The sequence below is a fragment of the Pseudomonas sp. S2_B10 genome, assembly GCF_054668425.1.
Genome location: NZ_CP162768.1, coordinates 3,233,833 through 3,253,451, shown reverse-complemented (window position 1 = coordinate 3,253,451; position 19,619 = coordinate 3,233,833). Strand labels below are relative to the sequence as shown.

Here is a 19,619-nt window from a genome sequence, read left to right as displayed (position 1 = left end):
TGTTGCAGTACTGTTGAGTGGCATTACTCTGGCCGTATCAGGCCAAAAATGAATGAATACTGCTACATGGCAAGTGACGAACCGCCGTTGAGATGAGCTTACCCAAATCTTCGCCCATGAAAAAACCGCCCCAAAGGGCGGTTTTTTATTCACTGCAAACTACTACTTACAACTTCGGCCCAGCCGCCTTGATCGCGTCGCTCACTTCGAACTTCTTGAAGTTCTCGATGAACAGACCGGCCAGTGCTTTCGCTGCCTCGTCGTACGCCGCCTTGTCAGCCCAGGTGTTGCGTGGGTTGAGCAGGTTGGTGTCGACGCCTGGTACGGCCAGAGGCACGTCGAGGTTGATGGTGTCCAGGTGCTCGGTGGCAGCACCGATCAGAGCGCCGCTCTGGATCGCTGCGATCACCGCGCGGGTGGTCGGGATGTTGAAGCGTTGGCCGACGCCGTAGCCGCCGCCGGTCCAGCCGGTGTTGACCAGGTAGACCTTGGAGCCGAAGCCGCGGATGCGCTTGATCAGCAGTTCTGCGTATTCGCCAGCCGGACGCGGGAAGAACGGTGCGCCGAAGCAGGTGGAGAAGGTCGACTTGATGCCGCTGCCCGAACCCATTTCAGTCGAGCCCACCAGTGCGGTGTAGCCGGAAAGGAAGTGGTAGGCCGCTTGCTCTTCGTTGAGGATCGACACTGGCGGCAGTACGCCGGTCAGGTCGCAGGTCAGGAAGATCACCGCGTTTGGCTCGCCACCCAGGTTCTTCTCGGAACGCTTGGCAACGTGCTCCAGCGGGTAGGCGGCGCGGCTGTTCTGGGTCAGGCTGACATCGGCATAATCGGCGTGCTTGGCGTCGTCGATGACGACGTTTTCCAGCACCGCGCCGTGCTTGATGGCTTTCCAGATAACCGGCTCGTTCTTCTCGGAGAGGTCGATGCACTTGGCATAGCAACCGCCTTCGATGTTGAACACCACGCCTTCGCCCCAGCCGTGTTCGTCGTCACCGATCAGGTAACGGCTTTCGTCGGCCGACAGGGTGGTTTTACCGGTGCCCGACAGACCGAAGAACAGGGTCACGTCACCGTCTTCGCCGATGTTGGCAGCGCAGTGCATTGGCAGCACGTCAGCGGCCGGCAGCAGGAAGTTCTGCACCGAGAACATGGCTTTCTTCATCTCGCCGGCGTAACGCATGCCAGCGATCAGCACTTTCTTCTGCGCGAAGTTGATGATCACGCAACCGTCGGAGTTGGTGCCGTCACGCTCAGGCACGCACTCGAAGTTGGCAACGTTGAGCACTTGCCATTCTTCACGGCCAGCCGGGTTGTACTGGGCCGGGTTGATGAACAGGCAACGACCGAACAGGTTCTGCCAGGCAGTCTGTGTGGTCATTTTCACGGCCAGGTAGTGATCTTCCGCCGCGCCTACATGCACGTGGGAAACGAAGTGCTCTTGCGCGTTGTTGAAGGCCTCGACGCGAGCCCACAGGGCATCGAACTTGTCGGCCGGGAACTTGCGGTTGATCGGGCCCCAGGCAATAGCGGCCTGGGTGGAAGGCTCTTCAACGATGAAACGGTCGACTGGCGAGCGGCCGGTGCGGTGACCGGTGCGAACAACCAGAGCGCCGGTATCGGCAAGCTCGCCTTCACCGCGATTCAGGGCTTCTTTTACCAGATCATCAACACTCAGATCGGTGTACACGGCGTTATTGGCTTGCGTCATGAGGTTCCCCGTCGGCCAGTGGCCGAGTGTGCTCCAAACGTTTTGTAGTAGAAAGTCGTGCACTACTACCGCGAAAAAAGTGGGCCGGATTATGCCAGAAAAGCCCAAAAAGAGTAGGGTCCTCCCGTCGTAACGGCGATATTCCGTCATTACGCAGTGAATTTACCTGCGCTGAACCGTTTTAGTGACGGGTATCTGACGGCGTATCGACGCCCGCGCCAGCGAACAATTGAGCAATATCGGCTGCGTCAAACAGGTACTGCTGATTGCAGAACTGGCAATCGATCTCGACTTTGCCGCCCTGCTCGGCGGCCAGCGCCAGCGCATCTTCCAGCCCAAGACTGACCAGCGCATTGCCGGAGCGTTCCCGCGAGCAGCTGCAACTGAAGCGCAGATGCTGCACATCAAACAGACGTACCTGCTCTTCGTGGTACAGGCGATGCAGCACGGTTTCGTTGTCGAGGCTGAGCAATTCATCGGCGCTCAGAGTGCTGGCCAACGCGGTGAGATGCTGCCAGCTGGCGGCGCGGTCCTCTTCGTCTTTCAAGCGATCGGCGGGGAGCTGTTGCAGCAACATGCCACGGGCACGACGACCGTCGGCGAAGAGCTTGAAGCGGGTGCCGACCTGTTGCGACATGACGAAATAGTTGGTGAAACAGTCCGACAGTGTCTCGCCGTCAAGATCAACAATGCCCTGATAGCGCTGGCCAACAGTCGGGTCGACGGTCAGGGCCAGAACGCCGTTCGGCATCAAGTCGGCAAGGGTCGCGTCAACCGCGATCTGCTCGGCGTCGTAACGCGCCAGGCCACGGATTTCGCGCTCGCTGGAACACTCGATCATCAGCAGCGGAATCGGCCCTTCCGAGCGCGCCTGCAAAATCAGCAAGCCATCGAACTTGAGCGTGCCGACCAGTAACGACGCGGCCGCCATCAGTTCGCCGAGCAACTGCGCGACCGGCTCCGGGTACGGGTGTTTGGCGAGGACTTCGGCGTAGCTGCGCTCCAGCGCTACCAGTTCGCCGCGAGTGTCGCTGTCATCGAAGATGAAGCGTTGAGTGAAATCGGTATCCGCTAGATCGGTCATAGGTCTGGGTATCTGAATGTGATGACAAAATGGTTACAAAACGTGAAAATTTGCGCTTGCTGGCACTTTTTTTGGTGCCGGCGCTTTTTCGCCATGGGAGGCATTTTATGAACAATCCGGGTTTGTTCCAATCAAGGTGGAACCTCGGCCGGCTGGTTCTGTGTAACGTAGTGCCGCTGGCGCTACTGGCTTTCTGGTTATGGCCTACCGGTCAGATGCTGTGTGTGATTTTCGACGAGTGGCTGTTCCGCTCGTTGAATGCGCCGCTGGCCAGCAACCCGATATGGCTCCACATCTGGGCAATTGCAAGTCTGCGCCCGTTCGACATCGTCGTCGGACTGATTCTGCTGACGCTGCTGATCAAGGGCGATTGGGTTTTCAGGGCGATCGACGTGCGTCGCGCGTTCTTCGGTTTTTTCTCGATCCTGCTGCTGATGGTGGTGATCCGCGCGCTGTTTTCCAAATTCGCCGATCACATGGGCTGGCAGCACAGCAGCCCGTCAATGGTGCTTGAGGGCGCCGTGCACATCAGCGATTACTTTCCGCATCTGGAAAAAACCTGGGAGCTGAAGGACCGTTCCGGCCAGAGTTTCCCCGGTGATCATGCCTCAGTGCTGTTGATCTGGGCATTGTTCATGGGCGTGTTCAGCCGCACCGTCGGACAATTTCTAACAGTATGGGGTCTGGCCGTATTGTTCATGTTGCCGCGTCTGGTGGCCGGCGCGCATTGGGGTCAGGACGACTACATCGGCGGTGTGCTGCTGGCGGTGTGGGCGTTGGGCTGGGGTTACTACACGCCGTTTGCCTATCACGCGTCGAACTTCTGGTTGAAGCTGACCGCGCCGGTTTTCGCGCTGTTGGGCAAGCTGCCGATGGTGTCGCGGATGAGTGTGGTGCGTAGCGCCTGATACCGCGTCGTACTCGATTCGCGAGCAGGCTCGCTGCCACAGACGACTCGATCGAATGTGGGAGCGAGCCTGCTCGCGAAGAGGCCGGCACAACGTTTCAATCTTCGTTGCTGCTACCGCGAAACTTGAACAGATCCCGCCGCTGCTTCTTGCTCGGCTTGCCATCGGTGCTCACGCCCAACGAGCCCGCCTTGCGCATCGCCGCAGCCGCTTCACGCTTGGCGACACTCGCTTCGGTCTCCGCGTACAAGGTTTGCGCCTCGGGTGCGCCACGACGCACGATCGACAATGCCTCGACCCTCACCGTGCGCACTTCGAAGCCGGTGCGAATCTCGAACTCATCACCAATGCGCGGCTCCTTGCCCGGCTTGCAGCGCTCGCCACGACAATGCACCTTGCCGCTTTCGATTGCTGCTTTGGCCAGAGCACGCGTCTTGTAGAAACGCGCCGCCCATAACCACTTATCGAGACGGACCTTGTCGTCCTCCTCCTGCTTCTGTCCCATATGAATTCCTCGCTCAGCCAGTAGTCGGAACTGTACTACCGTTTCTGTCGGGCGCAAGAACTCGGCCCTCCAGATTGACTGTGATCTTCGCCGCCCGACCGGCCTGGAGTGACCGCGTGACTAAATTTCCAACTTCGTTGACCTCACCCAGGGGCGGTTGCCAGGGCTGCCAGCAAAGCGAACCGCTGGATTTCGATTTTGCCTTCGCCTACCAGCCGATTGTCGACCTGCGCGATCAATCGGTATTTGCCCACGAAGCGCTGGTCCGAGGCGTGTCAGGGGAAGGTGCACTGTCGGTGTTAAATCAGGTTACAGAAGACAACCGCTACCGTTTCGACCAGCTCTGCCGGACCCGCGCCATCGAAGGCGCAGCGAGCCTTAATATGCAGACACACTTGTCGATCAACTTTTTGCCCAACGCCGTCTACCGTCCAGAGCTATGCATTCGCAGCACACTGGAGGCCGCACGCAAACACAACTTTCCGATCGACCGACTGATTTTCGAAACTCTGGAAATCGAGCACGTAGATAATTATCGCCATTTGACCAATATTCTGCGTGAATACCGCGAATTCGGCTTCAAGACCGCCATCGACGATTTTGGTGCCGGCTATTCGGGGCTCAATCTGTTGGCTGATTTCCAACCGGATCTGATCAAACTCGACATGGCGCTGATCCGCGATGTTGACCAGGACCGTGTCCGTCAGGTGATCGTTCGGGGGATTGTCACAATGTGTGCGGAGTTGGACGTTACAGTCATTGCCGAAGGCATCGAGAGCGTCGGGGAGCGGGATTTCCTCGCGGACTGTGGGATATTTCTGATGCAGGGCTACTGGTTCGCCAGACCTGCATTCAAAGCGTTGGCCCAGGTGCCGGACGGGGCCTGGAAGCGTTAACCCTTGGTTTTTTTCTTTGAAGACATTTGATCATTTGACCGTTGTCGGTCTGCGCGAGTGGGTGGCGCTCCCGGGTTTGGGAGTTGCGGGCCTGCGCGCAAAAATCGACACCGGCGCCAGCACCTCCAGCCTGCACGCCACCGACATCGAGCCTTTCGAACGCGACGGCGAGAAATGGGTGCGCTTCACTGCGCATCTCGGCACGGTGGTGCAGTTGCGTCACCGGCGCTGCGAAGCGCCGCTGGTCACGCGCAAAACCATCAAGAGCTCCAACGGCCATGCGCAGGTGCGCTATGTGATCAGCACCACGCTGGCCCTGGGTGATCGGGTCTGGCCGGTGGAGTTCACTCTGGCCTGCCGCAAGTCCATGCGCTATCGCCTGCTGCTCGGTTCCAAAGCCCTGATCGATGGCCAGTTGGTGGTCAATCCGGGCATCAAATATGTACAAGACAAGCCGGTGTTCCCGGTATCTACCTCCTCCACAGGTGTTGCATGAAGATCGCTGTGCTGTCGCGTAATCCGCGTCTGTATTCCACCCGCCGTCTGGTCGAAGCCGGAATCGAGCGCGGGCATGAAATGGTGGTGATCGACACCTTGCGCGCCTACATGAACATTGCCAGCCACAAGCCGCAGATCCATTACCGCGGCAAACCGCTGGAAGGTTTTGACGCGGTGATCCCGCGGATCGGCGCATCGGTGACGTTCTACGGCTGCGCGGTGTTGCGTCAGTTCGAAATGATGGGCGTGTTCCCGCTCAACGAGTCTGTGGCCATTGCCCGTTCGCGGGACAAATTGCGTTCGCTGCAACTGCTGTCGCGGCGCGGAATCGGTTTGCCGGTCACCGGTTTTGCCCACTCGCCGGACGATATTCCCGACCTGATCGCCATGGTCAACGGTGCACCGCTGGTGATCAAGGTACTGGAAGGCACCCAGGGCATCGGCGTGGTGCTGTGCGAAACAGCCACGGCGGCAGAATCGGTGATCGAGGCGTTCATGGGCCTGAAGCAGAACATCATGGTCCAGGAATACATCAAGGAAGCCGGCGGCGCGGATATCCGCTGCTTCGTGGTCGGCGACAAGGTGATCGCCGCAATGAAGCGCCAGGCCAAACCGGGCGAGTTTCGCTCCAACCTGCATCGCGGCGGCAGCGCCAGCCTGATCAAGATCACCCCGGAAGAACGCATGACCGCGTTACGCGCTGCCAAGGTCATGGGCCTGGCGGTGGCGGGTGTGGATATCCTGCGCTCCAATCACGGTCCGCTGGTGATGGAAGTGAATTCGTCGCCGGGACTGGAAGGCATCGAGACCACTACGGGCAAGAATGTCGCCGGAATCATCATCGAGCATCTGGAAAAGAATGGCGGGCCGAATATGACCCGCACCAAGGGCAAGGGCTAAAGCAAAAGATCGCAGCCTTCGGCAGCTCCTACAGGGGAATGCATTTCGTGTAGGAGCTGCCGCAGGCTGCGATCTTTTTTCCGCCGTTACACCGCATCTCGGGGCAACATCAATCCCAACGGCAATCTCACCCGCGCTTCCAGTCCCCCCCGGACCGGTTGCGCAATTCGACATTGCCGCCATGCATCGCCGCAATCCTTTTCACGATCGCCAGCCCCAGCCCGGTGCCTTTGCCACCGCGAGCCCGATCACCTCGGGTAAACGGGTTGAAGATCGCTTCAAGCTCGGACGGATCAATACCCGCGCCACGGTCCATAACGCTAAGGACCACATACGGCGCGCTGGTATCTCCCGATACATACGCCGCTACTTCAACGCCGGTACCGGCATGGTTCAACGCATTGCCGATCAGGTTGTTGAGCAGGCGTTTCATCGACACACGACGCAGCGGGAACGGCTGGATCGGTTCCAGACGCAGGCGCACTTTCTCTTCGTTCTGGTTGTACGGCGCGGCGACTTCGCGCACCAGATCGCTGAGGTCGACCTCTTCCACCGACTCGTCACGACCGTCGCGAATGAACGCGAGGAACTGGTCGAGAATCGCGTCCATGTCCTCGATGTCGCGGACCATGTCGTCGGTGAGGTCGGTGTGATCGCCCATCAGTTCCAGCGACAGGCGCAAGCGCGTCAGCGGTGTGCGCAAGTCGTGGGAAACCCCCGCCAGCATCAGCTCCCGCTCACGTCCGGCCTGTTCGACGTCCTCGGCCATCTGGTTGAAGGCGCGATAAACCTCGGTCATTTCGCTCGGCGTATCACTGATCGGCAGACGTACGCTGCGGCCCTGGCCGAGTTGCCGCGCGGCATACACCAGGCGCTTCAACGGCTGGTTGAGCTGGCTGACGAAAATCCATGCCGACGCCGTAGAAAGCAGGCCGATGGCGAGGAACCAGCCGAGCACGTTCCAGATCTTCTGGCCGCGCAGCGGGTGCGGATACAACGGCACTTTCAGCCAGCCATCGCCCAGGCTCGGTGCCCTCACCCACAATGCCGGCGGCGAGTGCATGCGCAAACGCACCTCGGTGTCGGCACCCAGTTCCGCCTGCATCTGACGTTGGTAGATTTCGCTGTACGGCCAGTGCTGCTCGCCTTCCGGCACACCGGCGCCGACCACACGAATCAGGGTCGCGGCATCGGCAATTTTTGCGCGGTTCTCTTCGTCGGCGGCCCAATAGGCGCGCAGCGTCAGAGCGACACCATGGCTGTATTGGCGATCCACCAGCACGTCCTCGTTCATCAACAGATAAACCAGGGTCAGCGCCTTGGAAAACAGCACGACGATCAGCACCAGCCAGAGGGTGCGGGAGAAAAAACTTTGGGGGAACCAGACGGGGGTTTTCATCTTTAACCGCTACACACTTGCAGGAGCGAGCAATGCTCGCATATTGCGGATTGCGAGTCTGTGGCAATGGCCGTGCGACCAGAGCCTTGCAGACCCGCTCCTACAAATCACCGATCACTTGGTGGCGGTGCCATCCGGTACGAACACGTAACCCACGCCCCAGACGGTCTGGATGTAGCGCGGTTTCGACGGATCGGGTTCGATCATGCGGCGCAGACGCGAGATCTGCACGTCGATGGAACGCTCCAGCGCATCCCATTCACGGCCACGGGCGAGGTTCATCAGCTTATCGCGGGTCAGCGGCTGACGCGCGTTCATCACCAGCGCCTTGAGTACCGCGAACTCACCGGTGGTGAGCATGTGCACTTCATCGCCACGCTTGAGCTCGCGGGTCGCCAGCGACAACACGTAATCACCGAAGGTGACGTTTTCGTCTTCACTGCCCGGTGCGCCCGGCACCGGTGCGGCCTGACGGCGCAATACCGCTTTGACCCGAGCCATCAGCTCGTCCGGGTTGAACGGCTTGGCCAGGTAATCGTCGGCGCCCAGTTCAAGGCCCTTGATACGGCTCAGCTCATCGCCCTTGGCGGTGAGCATGATGATCGGAATCTGGTTGTTCGCGCTGCGCAGGCGGCGGCACGCGGTCAGGCCGTCTTCGCCCGGCAGCATCAGGTCGAGAACGACCAGATTGAACACTTCACGCGCCAGCAGACGGTCCATCTGCTCGGTGTTCGGAACGGTACGGGCACGGTAGCCCTTGCTGACGAAGAAACGCTCCAGCAGGCTGCTCAGCCCCGGATCGTCATCAACGATAAGAATTTTTTCGCCTTCAGCAGTTTGTGCTGTGCTGCTCATTGGATGCTCCTTTTAGCTCGGCGCGCATTATGGCGTAGCTGCCGTTATACGCACCGTGTGCATTGTTAGCAGATTTTTCCTTCACTGCCAGAAAACCGAGGTTTATGCCTACAGCCTGCAACGCCCCCGAATGACAGAACGCTGGTTATAATGCGCGGCGTTTTGCGCCAGGCAACGTCTGAATCGTTACCGTAAGTGGCCGGTATTTTTTCCGGCCCTGTGCAGTAACTGTTCGATTTCACGGGTCAATGGGCAGCTTCTTGATCCAGGCAGCGGCAATTTTCCAGCCGCTCAATCAGCCTCCAGGCCATTATCTGCGTGCCTGCGAGCCTGCTTTCATACTATGTCAGGTGGTTTTATGGACAGCATCAACAGCCGCATCGCCGAGGAACTCGGCGTACGCCCACAACAGGTCGAAGCGGCCGTCGCGCTACTCGATGAAGGTTCTACCGTCCCCTTCATCGCCCGTTACCGGAAAGAAGTCACCGGCAGCCTCGATGACACCCAGTTGCGTCATCTGGAAGAGCGCCTGCGCTACCTGCGAGAACTCGACGAACGGCGCATCAGCATCCTCGCCAGCATCGAGGAGCAAGGCAAACTCACCCCTGCCCTTGAGCGCGACATCAAGCTCGCCGACACCAAGACCCGTCTCGAAGACTTGTACCTGCCGTACAAGCAGAAGCGCCGCACCAAGGGCCAGATCGCCCTCGAAGCCGGCCTCGGCGAACTGGCCGACGGCTTGTTCAACGACCCGAACCTGTCGCCGGAAACCGAAGCCGCACGCTTCGTCGATGCCGAAAAAGGTGTGGCCGACGTCAAGGCTGCGCTGGAAGGCGCCAAATACATTCTCATGGAGCGCTTCGCCGAAGACGCCAGCCTGCTGGAAAAGCTGCGTAATTTCCTCAAACAGGAAGCGATCCTCAGTGCCCGCGTCATCGCCGGCAAGGAAGAGGAAGGCGCCAAGTTCCGTGATTACTTCGAACACGACGAGCCTCTGAAAAGCATGCCATCGCACCGTGCCCTGGCGATTTTCCGTGGCCGCAACGAAGGCATTCTCAGCTCCGCGCTGAAAGTCGGCGATGAGTTGCTCTGGCACCATGCACCCGTGCGAAGGCATGATCGGCCAGCAGTTCGGCATCCAGAACCAGAACCGCCCGGCGGACAAATGGCTCGGTGAAGTGGTGCGCTGGACCTGGAAGGTCAAGCTCTACACCCACCTGGAAACCGACCTGCTCGGCGAGTTGCGCGACGGTGCCGAAACCGAAGCGATCAACGTTTTCGCGCACAATCTGCACGACCTGCTGTTGGCCGCTCCGGCCGGCCCTCGCGCGACGCTGGGCCTCGACCCGGGCCTGCGTACCGGCTGCAAGGTGGCCGTGGTCGACTCCACCGGCAAGCTGCTCGACCACGCCACGGTTTACCCGCACGTGCCGCACAACAAATGGGATCAGACCATCGCCATCTTGGCCGCCCTGTGCGCCAAGCATTCGGTGGACCTGATCGCCATCGGCAACGGTACTGCCAGCCGTGAGACCGACAAGCTGGCGATCGAACTGATCAAAAAATATCCAGCGATGAAAATGACCAAGGTCATGGTGTCCGAAGCCGGCGCCTCGGTGTACTCGGCCTCGGAACTGGCGGCCAAGGAATTCCCGGACCTCGATGTGTCGATCCGTGGCGCCGTGTCGATCGCCCGTCGCCTGCAGGATCCGTTGGCCGAGCTGGTGAAAATCGATCCGAAATCCATTGGCGTCGGCCAGTACCAGCACGACGTCTCGCAGCTGAAACTGGCGCGCGGTCTGGACGCCGTGGTCGAGGACTGCGTAAACGCCGTGGGCGTGGATGTGAATACCGCCTCCGTGGCCTTGCTGGCACGGATTTCCGGCCTCAATGCGACGCTGGCGCAGAACATCGTTGCTCACCGTGACGAACACGGCGCGTTCAAGACCCGTGCAGCGCTGAAGAAAGTCGCGCGACTGGGCGAGAAAACCTTCGAACAGGCCGCCGGTTTCTTGCGCGTGATGAACGGCGACAACCCGCTGGATTCGTCGGCGGTGCACCCGGAAGCCTATCCACTGGTGCAGCGCATTGCCGCTGAAACCGACCGCGACATTCGCTCGCTGATCGGCGATGCCGCGTTCCTCAAGCGTCTGGACCCGAAGAAATTCACCGACGAAACCTTCGGTCTGCCGACCGTCACCGACATCCTGCAAGAACTGGAAAAACCCGGTCGCGACCCACGTCCGGAGTTCAAGACTGCCGAATTCCAGGAAGGCGTCGAAGACCTCAAGGATCTGCAACTGGGGATGATCCTTGAAGGCGTGGTGACCAACGTGACGGCGTTTGGTGCATTCGTCGACATCGGCGTGCATCAGGATGGTCTGGTGCACATCTCGGCGCTGTCGGAGAAGTTCATCAAGGACCCGCGCGAAGCGGTCAAGGCCGGTGACGTGGTGAAAGTGAAGGTCATGGAAGTCGATATCCCGCGCAAACGCGTCGGTCTGTCGATGCGCATGAGCGACACTCCCGGCGAGAAAATCGATGGCGCCCGTGGCTCGCGTCCGGGCTCGGCACCGCGCCAGTCTTCGGGCAACGCGCCGCGCAAGGAAACCGCCACAGCCGCGCCGGTGAACAATGCGATGGCCTCGCTGTTCGCCAACGCCAAGCAGTTGAAGAAACGCTGATGGAAATGCCGGCCGGGCTCGTCGAGAGCGCGTTTTTCAAGCTGTTGGGCTGTCGCCTGCACAGTCTCGAAACCGGGGTGGCGCAAGTCGCCCTGGCGCTTGAGCCCGAACTGCGCAACCGCGGCGGCAAACTGCACGGCGGCGCGCTGTTCAGTCTGGTCGACATCGCCATGGGCCTGGCTTGTTCCAGCAGCCATGGCTTCGATCAGGAGAGTGCGACCATCGAATGCAAGATCAACTACATCCGCGCCGTTTCCGACGGCGAGGTGCTGTGCACGGCGCGGGTGATCCACCCGGGCCGGCGCACGCTGGTGGTCGAAGCCGAGGTGATGCAGGGCGACAAACTGGTCGCAAAAGCGCAAGGCACCTTCGCTGTCCTGTAGATGTTGCTCATCATTTTGAGTTAATTTCGGCGCAACGAATCCTGTGGGAGCTGCCGAAGGCTGCGATCTTTTGATTTTGTTTTTCAACAGCAAGATCAAAAGATCGCAGCCTTCGGCAGCTCCTACGGGTTCATGTGTGCGGCTGACAGGCTAGAAAACCAGGCGATAACGCCAGTTTCAACTTCACCCTTGTAGACCGTCTTGCCCACCCCCATATTGGGGCGACTGACGCGTGAAGGAATCCAAATTGAGCGAACTTCTCAACCGCCGCCTGGCTCTGCTCGGCGAGCGCGCTAACCTCTCTCTGCTCAAGCAGTGCCTGCACGGTATCGAACGTGAATGCCTGCGCGTGACCAGTGAAGGTCGCCTGGCGCAAACGCCGCACCCCGAAGCCCTGGGTTCCGCGCTGACCAACGAACAGATCACCACCGACTACTCCGAGTCGCTGCTGGAATTCATTACGCCAGCCCTGCCGGATCCTGCCGACACGCTGGCGAGCCTGGACAAGATTCATCGTTTTGCCTACAGCAAACTCGGCAACGAGTACCTGTGGAGTCCATCGATGCCGTGCCCGTTGCCGGCCGAGGAAGATATTCCGATCGCCTATTACGGCACCTCCAACATCGGTCAGCTCAAGTACGTTTATCGCAAGGGCCTGGCCCTGCGTTACGGCAAGACCATGCAATGCATTGCCGGGATTCACTACAACTTTTCCCTGCCGGAACAGCTCTGGCCATTGCTGCGCGAGGCTGAAGGTTTCGTCGGCACCGATCGCGATTTCCAGTCGGTGTCCTACATCGCCCTGATCCGCAACTTCCGTCGCTACAGCTGGCTGCTGATGTACCTGTTCGGTGCCTCGCCGGCGCTGGACGCCGGCTTCCTGCGCGGGCGTTCGCATCAGCTCGAGCAGCTCGATCCGGACACGCTGTATCTGCCGTACGCCACCAGCCTGCGCATGAGCGATCTCGGTTATCAGAGCAATGCCCAGGCCGGCCTGACACCGTGCTACAACGACCTGGCGAGCTACACCGACAGCCTGCGCGAAGCCGTGGCCACGCCCTACGCGCCATACGTGGAAGTCGGCACGCACAAGGATGGCGAATGGGTGCAGCTCAACACCAACATCCTGCAGATCGAAAACGAGTACTACTCCAACATCCGCCCGAAACGCGTGACCTACACCGGTGAGCGGCCGATCCAGGCGCTGATGGCGCGCGGCATCCAGTACGTCGAAGTGCGCTGCCTGGACATCAACCCGTTCCTGCCGATGGGCATCGACCTCACCGAATCGCGCTTCATCGACGCCTTCCTGCTGTACTGCGCGCTGAACGACAGCCCGCTGCTGACCAACACTTCGTGCGGCAACGCCACCTCGAACTTCCTCAGCGTGGTCAAGGAAGGTCGCCGTCCGGGCCTGCAATTGCAGCGTGACGGTCAACCGGTCGAGATGAAGCAATGGGCGGCCGAACTGCTGGAACAGATTGCTCCGCTGGCGGCGATGCTCGACCAGAGCGTCGGCGGCGATGCCCACAGCAAGGCGCTGGATGCGCAACTGGCCAAGGTCAACGACCCGTCCCTGACCCCATCGGCGCAGGTGCTGGCGGCCATGGCTGAGCACAAGGAAAGCTTTGCGCAGTTCTCCCTGCGCCAGAGCCAGACCCACGCCGAGTTCTTCCGCAGCGAGCCGTTGGCGGCTGACGAGCAAGCGAAGTTTGAAGAACTGGCGCGCGCATCGCTGGCGCAGCAGACCGAGCTTGAACAGAACGAGGTTGGCGATTTCGATGTGTTTGTTGGCGCGTATCAGGCGAGCATCCTCGCCATCAGCAATTAAAAGCCCCTCACCCTAACCCTCTCCCAAAGGGAGAGGGGACTGACCGCGTTGTTCTTGCGAGCTACACCGACCTGAAATACCGGGCCGAACTCAGGCCTTGAAAAGCATGAAGATCAGCTCCCTTTCCCCCTCGCCCCCTTGGGGAGAGGGCTGGGGTGAGGGGGCAAAGTTCTGACGTCGAACGAATCATCCGAAATCCCCACACCCTCTCCTATCCTTAGATTTTTCCGCTCATATGCTCATTCGAAAAAGTTATTTATTTATCGATTCTTAGATCATTTAGTCTCCATTCACGCCGACATTCGGTCGCCTGATCTGGAGCTCTCAATTGAAACTGAATTTCCCGCTTCGCCTGCTCGCCGCCGCCTCGCTGGCCGCTGCAAGCTTCCTGGCCCAGGCGGCCGATCTCACCGTCGCCTACCAGACTACCGTCGACCCGGCCAAGGTCGCTCAGGCCGACGGCGCCTACGAGAAAGCCACCAAGGCCGATATCAGCTGGCGCAAATTCGATAACGGTGCCGACATCATTGCCGCCATCGCGTCCGGCGATGTGCAGATCGGCTATCTCGGTTCGAGCCCGTTGACCGCTGCGATCACGCGCAAAGTGCCGGTGGAAACCTTCCTCATCGCCACCCAGATCGGCGCCGCTGAAGCATTGGTCGCGCGTGACGGTTCCGGCATCAAGACTCCGCAGGATCTGATCGGCAAGAAAATCGCCGTGCCATTCGTTTCCACCGGGCATTACAGCCTGCTCGCGGCGCTCAAGCACTGGAACATCGACCCGTCGAAAGTCACCGTGCTCAACCTCGCGCCGCCAGCCATCATCGCGGCGTGGAAACGCGGCGACATCGACGCCACTTACGTGTGGGATCCGGCACTGGGCGTCGCCAAGGAAAACGGCAAAGTGCTGATCACCTCCGGCGAACTGGCCAAGTTCGGCGCGCCGACCTTCGACGCGTGGATCGTGCGCAAGGACTTCGCCGAGAAGCACCCGGAAATCGTCACCGCATTCGCCAAGGTCACCCTCGACGCCTATGCCGCTTACCGCAAGGATCCGCAGGCCTGGCTGGCCAACCAGAGCAACGTCGACAAACTGGTCAAACTCTCCGGCGCCAAGGCCAGCGACATTCCATTGCTGTTGCAGGGCAACGTCTACCCGCTGGCGGCAGATCAGGTCAGTGACCTCGGCGCGCCGACCACCAAAGCCATCACCGACACCGCCGCGTTCCTCAAGGAGCAAGGCAAGGTCGAAGCCGTCCTGCCGGACTACGCGCCGTACGTCAGCGCCAAATACATCACCAACTGATCGGGAGGTACAGCGATGGCCTTGCTACAGCTGGAGCGCATCAGCGCACAGTACCCGGGCAGCCCGGAGCCGGTGCTGGCGGATATTTCTCTGACCCTGGGGCCGCAGCAATTGCTGGTCGCCCTCGGCCCGTCCGGCAGTGGCAAGACTTCGCTGTTGAACCTGATTGCCGGCTTCGTCGAGCCGAGTGCCGGGCGCATCACCCTTGACGGCGTGCCGGTCAAAGGCCCGAGTGCCGAACGTGGCGTGGTGTTTCAGGACGACGCTTTATTGCCTTGGCAGGACGTACTGGCCAACGTCGCCTTCGGCCTCGAACTGGCCGGTGTCGGCAAGGACAAGCGGGAAAAAATCGCCCGTGAAATGCTCGCGCTGGTCGATCTTGCCGGCTTCGAAGACCGGCGCATCTGGCAATTGTCCGGTGGCCAGAAACAACGCGTCGGCCTCGCCCGCGCCCTCGCCGCCGATCCGCGCGTGCTGCTGATGGATGAGCCGTTCGGTGCGCTTGATGCGTTCACTCGCGAGCAGATGCAGGAGCTGTTGCTGCAAGTCTGGCAGCGCACTGCCAAACCGGTTTTCCTGATTACCCACGACATTGAAGAAGCGGTGTTCCTCGCCACGGACCTGATTCTGCTGGCACCGAATCCGGGGCAGATCGTCGAGCGCCTGCAGCTGGATTTCGGTCAGCGTTATGCCGCTGGCGAGTCGGCCCGCGCGATCAAGTCCGATCCGCGTTTTATCGAAACCCGCGAGCACGTGCTGAGCAAAGTCTTCTCGCAACGCAGCGCCGTACCCCGGCAGGAGCGCGCATGAGCAGTTACGACGTTTCCGCTGCGGCGGTGAAAACACCTTCGGTGAGCATCCCGCTGCGCCGCAGCCTCAGCACTCGCTGGATCAGCCTGCTGACCCTGTTCGGCCTGTTGGCGGTCTGGTGGGCGGTGACCGCGACCGAGTTGATCGAACCGCTGTTCTTGCCACCGCCCTCTGCCGTGCTGCAAAAAGGCTGGCTGCTGGCGACCTCGGGATATATGGATTCGACGTTATGGCAGCACCTGGGCGCGAGCCTGAGCCGCATCGGCCTGGGTCTCGCTTTTGCGATTCTGACCGCCGTGCCGGTGGGCATTGCCATCGGCGCCAACCGCATCGCCCGTGGCGTGCTCGATCCACTGATCGAGTTCTACCGTCCTATTCCGCCGTTGGCCTATCTGCCGCTGATCGTGATCTGGTGCGGCATTGGCGAGTTGTCGAAAGTGCTGCTGATCTATCTGGCGATTTTTGCGCCGATTGCGATTGCCACCGCGACGGGTGTGCGCACGGTTGATCCAGCAAAACTGCGCGCGGCGCAGTCCTTGGGCGCGACGCGCGTGCAGTTGATTCGCCATGTGATTCTGCCCAGCGCTCTGCCGGACATTCTCACCGGCGTGCGCATTGGCCTGGGGGTTGGCTGGTCGACCCTGGTCGCCGCTGAACTGATCGCGGCCACCAGTGGCCTGGGCTTCATGGTGCAGTCGGCTGCGCAATTCCTGGTCACCGATGTCGTGGTGCTGGGGATTCTGGTCATCGCCCTGATCGCCTTCGCCATGGAAATGGGCCTGCGCGCATTGCAGCGCAGACTGGTGCCGTGGCACGGCCAGGCGCACTGAAGCATTTTTGAATCACACATGTAGGAGCTGCCGAAGGCTGCGATCTTTTGACTTTGATTTTTACCAAAACAAGATCAAAAGATCGCAGCCTTCGGCAGCTCCTACAAAGGGTGGTTTCACCGAATTGAAGAGAAAGACCATGAGCACCCTCAACATCACCCCGTTAAGCTCGGCCCTCGGCGCGCAGATCAGTGGCGTCGACATTAGCCAGCCGCTGAGCCTGGAACACCGCGACGCCATCGAACAGGCGTTGCTCAAATATCAGGTGCTGTTCTTCCGCAACCAGCCGATCGAGCCAGCGCAACAGGCACGCTTCGCGCATTATTTCGGCGACCTGCACATTCATCCGATCTACCCGAACGTGCCGGAACAACCGGAAGTACTCATCCTTGACACCGCCGTCACCGACGTGCGCGATAACGCGATCTGGCACACCGACGTGACCTTCCTGCCAACACCGGCAATGGGCGCGGTGCTCAGCGCCAAGTTGCTGCCGGAGTTCGGTGGCGACACGTTGTGGGCCAGCGGCATCGCGGCATATGAAGCGCTGTCGGCGCCGATGAAAACCCTGCTCGAAGGTCTGACGGCCACCCACGATTTCACTCGTTCGTTTCCGCTGGAGCGCTACGGCAACACGCCTGAGGCGCTGGCGCAGTGGGAAGAAGCACGGCGCAAGAATCCACCGCTGTCGCACCCGGTGATTCGCACCCATCCGGTCAGCGGACGGCGCTCGCTGTTCGTCAGTGAAGGATTTACCTCGAAGATCAACGAGCTGTCCGAAACCGAGAGTGAGGCGATTCTGAAGTTTCTGTTCGCCCACGCGACACGGCCGGAATTCACCATTCGCTGGCGCTGGCAGAAGGACGACATCGCTTTCTGGGACAACCGCGTGACGCAGCATTACGCGGTGGATGATTACCGCCCGGCGCGGCGGGTGATGCAGCGGGCGACGGTGTTGGGGGATGTGCCGTTTTTTCGCTGAGCCCTTTCAAAGGCAAAAGCCCCTCACCCTAACCCTCTCCCGGAGGGAGAGGGGACTGATTGGGGATGCTGTAGAAGTACGCCGACCTGAACGTACTTTGCTGAATCCATAATCGACTCGGTATTTCAGGTCGATGTAAGACGCAAGACACCTCGGTCGGCTCCCTCTCCCTCTGGGAGAGGGCTGGGGTGAGGGTGGCTCACTCCGCCGTCGAAGGCTTCTCCCAAAGATTGATCCCGCCCTCCTGGGCAAACCGGTCAATCTCCGCCAGCTCTTCAGCACTGAAATGCAGATTCTTCAGCGCCCCGACGTTCTCGATGATCTGCTCCGGCCGGCTCGCACCAATCAGTGCCGAGGTCACTCGTGGATCACGCAGGGTCCACGCCAGTGCCAGCTGCGCCAGACTCTGGCCGCGACGCTGGGCGATTTCGTTCAACGCTCGCACGTGAGCAATGTTGGCCTCGGACAAGTGCGAAGCCTGCAGCGAGCCGCCGCCCGGGCGATTGACTCGCGCATCGGCCGGCACGCCGTTGAGGTATTTGTCGGTGAGCAAGCCCTGCGCCAGCGGCGTGAACGCGATGACGCCCGTGCCGAGTTCATCGGTGGTGTCGAGCAGATCCTTTTCCACCCAACGATTGAGCAGGTTGTACGCCGGCTGATGAATCAGCAGCGGCACTTTCCACTCTTTCAGCAGCCCGGCCATCTCGCGGGTTTTCACCCCGGAATAGGACGAGATACCGATGTACAGCGCCTTGCCCTGCTGCACAGCGGTGGCGAGGGCGCTGGCGGTTTCTTCCAGCGGGGTGTCCGGGTCGAAGCGGTGCGAATAGAAGATGTCCACATAGTCCAGACCGAGGCGTTGCAGGCTCTGGTCGAGGCTCGCCAGCACGTATTTGCGCGAACCGCCGCCCTGACCATACGGGCCGGGCCACATGTCCCAACCGGCCTTGCTCGAGATGATCAGCTCGTCGCGATACTGCTTGAAGTCTTCGCGCAGCAGGCGACCGAAATTGATCTCGGCGCTGCCGTATGGCGGGCCGTAGTTGTTGGCCAGATCGAAATGATTGATGCCCAGATCGAACGCGGTGCGCAGCAAGGCACGCTGGGTCTCGATCGGCGTGCTGTCGCCAAAGTTGTGCCACAGGCCCAGCGACAAGGCCGGCAGCACCAGACCGCTGCGGCCGACGCGGCGGTAGGGAATGGAGTCGTAGCGATTTTCGGCAGCGGTGTAAGTCATCGAATCCTCTCTTGTCTGTCTTTTAGTCATCTGCAACCGGACACCTTTGTGGCGAGGGGATTTATCCCCGATGGATGGCGAAGCCGCCCCAAAACCTGAAACCTCGGCGAATCTGGTGTACCGAATGCGCTGGTTTTACGACTGCTTCGCAGCCGAACGGGGATGAATCCCCTCGCCACAAAAGCCCCATCAATCATGCAAAGCGATTTGCAGGTCGAACCAGCCCCAGGTTCTGCCGCAACGTCCGGTCTTCATATCCAGTTCTGAACAACACGCCCAGCATACGCCCAAGCGGCGCGACGCCGACCTCCGGTTCGACCAATTGCTGAAACGTTTCACATTTTTTCCTGCGCTTCAGCCTCGCTGGATTGGCCATGCTCAAAGTGACACCGAGTTGGCCCCTTCGCGAGCAGGCTCGCTCCCACAGAGTTCTCCTGTGAACATGAAATTCATGTCCAGCCGAGATCCATTGTGGGAGCGAGCCTGCTCGCGAAGGCGGCCAATCAGGCAACACCCATTCACCAGGCGAAAACTGCCATGCACATCACCATCATCACTTTCTCCGGCCTGGTCCTGCTCGCACTGATGCTTTACATCGGCGACCCCCATTGGCTTCAGCCGCCAGACCATGGCCTACCGCTTCGCAGCGCTATGGCTTGCGATGACCCTGATCAATGGCGCAGTCGGCGTAGTTCATGCGGGCGGCCGCTGGGTACGGAAATAGCGCTTGGCAGCGCGGTATTCGGCATGCCGGCAGCAGCAATGGTGCTGTTCATGCTGCTGAGCGCCGAGTCCTGAGCAGA

Annotated in this window: 15 protein-coding genes and 3 pseudogenes; 12 read left to right on the top strand and 6 right to left on the bottom strand. The window is 60.3% G+C overall.

The window, feature by feature from the left end; translation table 11 throughout:
- Positions 1-166: 166 nt before the first annotated feature.
- Positions 167-1,708 carry a phosphoenolpyruvate carboxykinase gene (locus tag AB4O45_RS14585; RefSeq protein ID WP_016772179.1) on the bottom strand — a complete coding sequence of 514 codons (1,542 nt, stop codon included), beginning with the start codon at positions 1,706-1,708 and terminating at the stop codon, positions 167-169.
- Between the two features lie 181 nt (positions 1,709-1,889).
- Positions 1,890-2,792, bottom strand: coding sequence for an Hsp33 family molecular chaperone HslO (gene hslO, locus AB4O45_RS14580; RefSeq protein ID WP_150637920.1), 903 nt, complete (start codon positions 2,790-2,792; stop codon positions 1,890-1,892).
- A 107-nt stretch (positions 2,793-2,899) separates the two neighbouring features.
- Between hslO and AB4O45_RS14575 the strand changes: the two genes are divergently transcribed.
- A complete protein-coding gene (locus tag AB4O45_RS14575; RefSeq protein ID WP_150741778.1) occupies positions 2,900-3,700 on the top strand; it encodes a phosphatase PAP2 family protein in 801 nt (266 codons plus the stop codon).
- 97 nt (positions 3,701-3,797) lie between these two features.
- Here AB4O45_RS14575 and AB4O45_RS14570 read toward each other — a convergent pair whose 3' ends face one another.
- Positions 3,798-4,205 carry an RNA-binding S4 domain-containing protein gene (locus AB4O45_RS14570; RefSeq protein ID WP_016772182.1) on the bottom strand — a complete coding sequence of 136 codons (408 nt, stop codon included), beginning with the start codon at positions 4,203-4,205 and terminating at the stop codon, positions 3,798-3,800.
- A gap of 116 nt (positions 4,206-4,321) precedes the next feature.
- On the opposite strand from AB4O45_RS14570, the gene rimA reads away from it, so the two are divergent.
- From rimA to rimK, 3 genes are read left to right on the top strand one after another with little or no spacing between them, the layout of a single operon-like run.
- Positions 4,322-5,101 (top strand): S6 modification regulatory phosphodiesterase RimA, encoded by a 780-nt coding sequence (gene rimA, locus AB4O45_RS14565; RefSeq protein WP_460161506.1) that lies wholly within the window; start codon positions 4,322-4,324, stop codon positions 5,099-5,101.
- Positions 5,102-5,117: 16 nt separating this feature from the next.
- Positions 5,118-5,597 (top strand): retropepsin-like aspartic endopeptidase RimB, encoded by a 480-nt coding sequence (gene rimB / locus AB4O45_RS14560; protein WP_016772184.1) that lies wholly within the window; start codon positions 5,118-5,120, stop codon positions 5,595-5,597.
- Positions 5,594-6,499 (top strand): 30S ribosomal protein S6--L-glutamate ligase, encoded by a 906-nt coding sequence (rimK, locus tag AB4O45_RS14555; RefSeq protein WP_024011184.1) that lies wholly within the window; start codon positions 5,594-5,596, stop codon positions 6,497-6,499. Before rimB ends, rimK begins: the two co-directional genes overlap by 4 nt.
- An 86-nt stretch (positions 6,500-6,585) precedes the next feature.
- Here rimK and AB4O45_RS14550 read toward each other — a convergent pair.
- Positions 6,586-7,898 (bottom strand): annotated as a pseudogene (locus AB4O45_RS14550) (ATP-binding protein).
- Positions 7,899-8,012: 114 nt separating this feature from the next.
- The gene (ompR, locus tag AB4O45_RS14545) at positions 8,013-8,753 is read right to left on the bottom strand and encodes an osmolarity response regulator transcription factor OmpR (RefSeq protein ID WP_016772186.1); all 741 of its coding nucleotides are present in this window, start codon (positions 8,751-8,753) and stop codon (positions 8,013-8,015) included.
- A gap of 358 nt (positions 8,754-9,111) precedes the next feature.
- Between ompR and AB4O45_RS14540 the strand changes: the two are divergent.
- The 7 genes and pseudogenes from AB4O45_RS14540 to tauD all read left to right on the top strand — a co-directional run bounded on the left by AB4O45_RS14540 (position 9,112) and on the right by tauD (position 17,579).
- Positions 9,112-11,437, top strand: a pseudogene (locus AB4O45_RS14540) (Tex family protein).
- A complete protein-coding gene (locus tag AB4O45_RS14535; protein ID WP_460160231.1) occupies positions 11,437-11,820 on the top strand; it encodes a PaaI family thioesterase in 384 nt (127 codons plus the stop codon). Before AB4O45_RS14540 ends, AB4O45_RS14535 begins: the two are co-directional and overlap by 1 nt.
- A gap of 247 nt (positions 11,821-12,067) precedes the next feature.
- On the top strand, positions 12,068-13,651 hold the full coding sequence (gene gshA, locus AB4O45_RS14530; protein WP_041477477.1) for a glutamate--cysteine ligase: 1,584 nt from the start codon (positions 12,068-12,070) through the stop codon (positions 13,649-13,651).
- A 328-nt stretch (positions 13,652-13,979) separates the two neighbouring features.
- Positions 13,980-14,957: a taurine ABC transporter substrate-binding protein gene (gene tauA, locus AB4O45_RS14525; RefSeq protein WP_024011179.1), complete on the top strand. Its 978-nt coding sequence runs from the start codon at positions 13,980-13,982 to the stop codon at positions 14,955-14,957.
- 15 nt (positions 14,958-14,972) lie between these two features.
- A complete protein-coding gene (gene tauB / locus AB4O45_RS14520) occupies positions 14,973-15,767 on the top strand; it encodes a taurine ABC transporter ATP-binding subunit (RefSeq protein ID WP_041477476.1) in 795 nt (264 codons plus the stop codon).
- A complete protein-coding gene (gene tauC / locus AB4O45_RS14515; RefSeq protein WP_150637913.1) occupies positions 15,764-16,597 on the top strand; it encodes a taurine ABC transporter permease TauC in 834 nt (277 codons plus the stop codon). Before tauB ends, tauC begins: the two co-directional genes overlap by 4 nt.
- A gap of 139 nt (positions 16,598-16,736) precedes the next feature.
- Positions 16,737-17,579: a taurine dioxygenase gene (gene tauD / locus AB4O45_RS14510; protein ID WP_065615359.1), complete on the top strand. Its 843-nt coding sequence runs from the start codon at positions 16,737-16,739 to the stop codon at positions 17,577-17,579.
- A 199-nt stretch (positions 17,580-17,778) separates the two neighbouring features.
- On the opposite strand, the gene mgrA is transcribed toward tauD, so the two are convergent.
- Positions 17,779-18,816: an L-glyceraldehyde 3-phosphate reductase gene (mgrA, locus tag AB4O45_RS14505; RefSeq protein ID WP_460094380.1), complete on the bottom strand. Its 1,038-nt coding sequence runs from the start codon at positions 18,814-18,816 to the stop codon at positions 17,779-17,781.
- Between the two features lie 537 nt (positions 18,817-19,353).
- On the opposite strand from mgrA, the pseudogene AB4O45_RS14500 reads away from it, so the two are divergent.
- A pseudogene (locus tag AB4O45_RS14500) lies at positions 19,354-19,614 on the top strand (hypothetical protein).
- Positions 19,615-19,619: the final 5 nt, after the last annotated feature.

Coding starts and splice junctions, on each gene's coding strand:
- AB4O45_RS14585 (WP_016772179.1), bottom strand. CDS start 1,708: ATGACGCAAGCCAATAACGCCGTGTACACCGATCTGAGTGTTGATGAT.
- hslO (WP_150637920.1), bottom strand. CDS start 2,792: ATGACCGATCTAGCGGATACCGATTTCACTCAACGCTTCATCTTCGAT.
- AB4O45_RS14575 (WP_150741778.1), top strand. CDS start 2,900: ATGAACAATCCGGGTTTGTTCCAATCAAGGTGGAACCTCGGCCGGCTG.
- AB4O45_RS14570 (WP_016772182.1), bottom strand. CDS start 4,205: ATGGGACAGAAGCAGGAGGAGGACGACAAGGTCCGTCTCGATAAGTGG.
- rimK (WP_024011184.1), top strand. CDS start 5,594: ATGAAGATCGCTGTGCTGTCGCGTAATCCGCGTCTGTATTCCACCCGC.
- ompR (WP_016772186.1), bottom strand. CDS start 8,753: ATGAGCAGCACAGCACAAACTGCTGAAGGCGAAAAAATTCTTATCGTT.
- AB4O45_RS14535 (WP_460160231.1), top strand. CDS start 11,437: ATGGAAATGCCGGCCGGGCTCGTCGAGAGCGCGTTTTTCAAGCTGTTG.
- tauB (WP_041477476.1), top strand. CDS start 14,973: ATGGCCTTGCTACAGCTGGAGCGCATCAGCGCACAGTACCCGGGCAGC.
- tauC (WP_150637913.1), top strand. CDS start 15,764: ATGAGCAGTTACGACGTTTCCGCTGCGGCGGTGAAAACACCTTCGGTG.
- tauD (WP_065615359.1), top strand. CDS start 16,737: ATGAGCACCCTCAACATCACCCCGTTAAGCTCGGCCCTCGGCGCGCAG.
- mgrA (WP_460094380.1), bottom strand. CDS start 18,816: ATGACTTACACCGCTGCCGAAAATCGCTACGACTCCATTCCCTACCGC.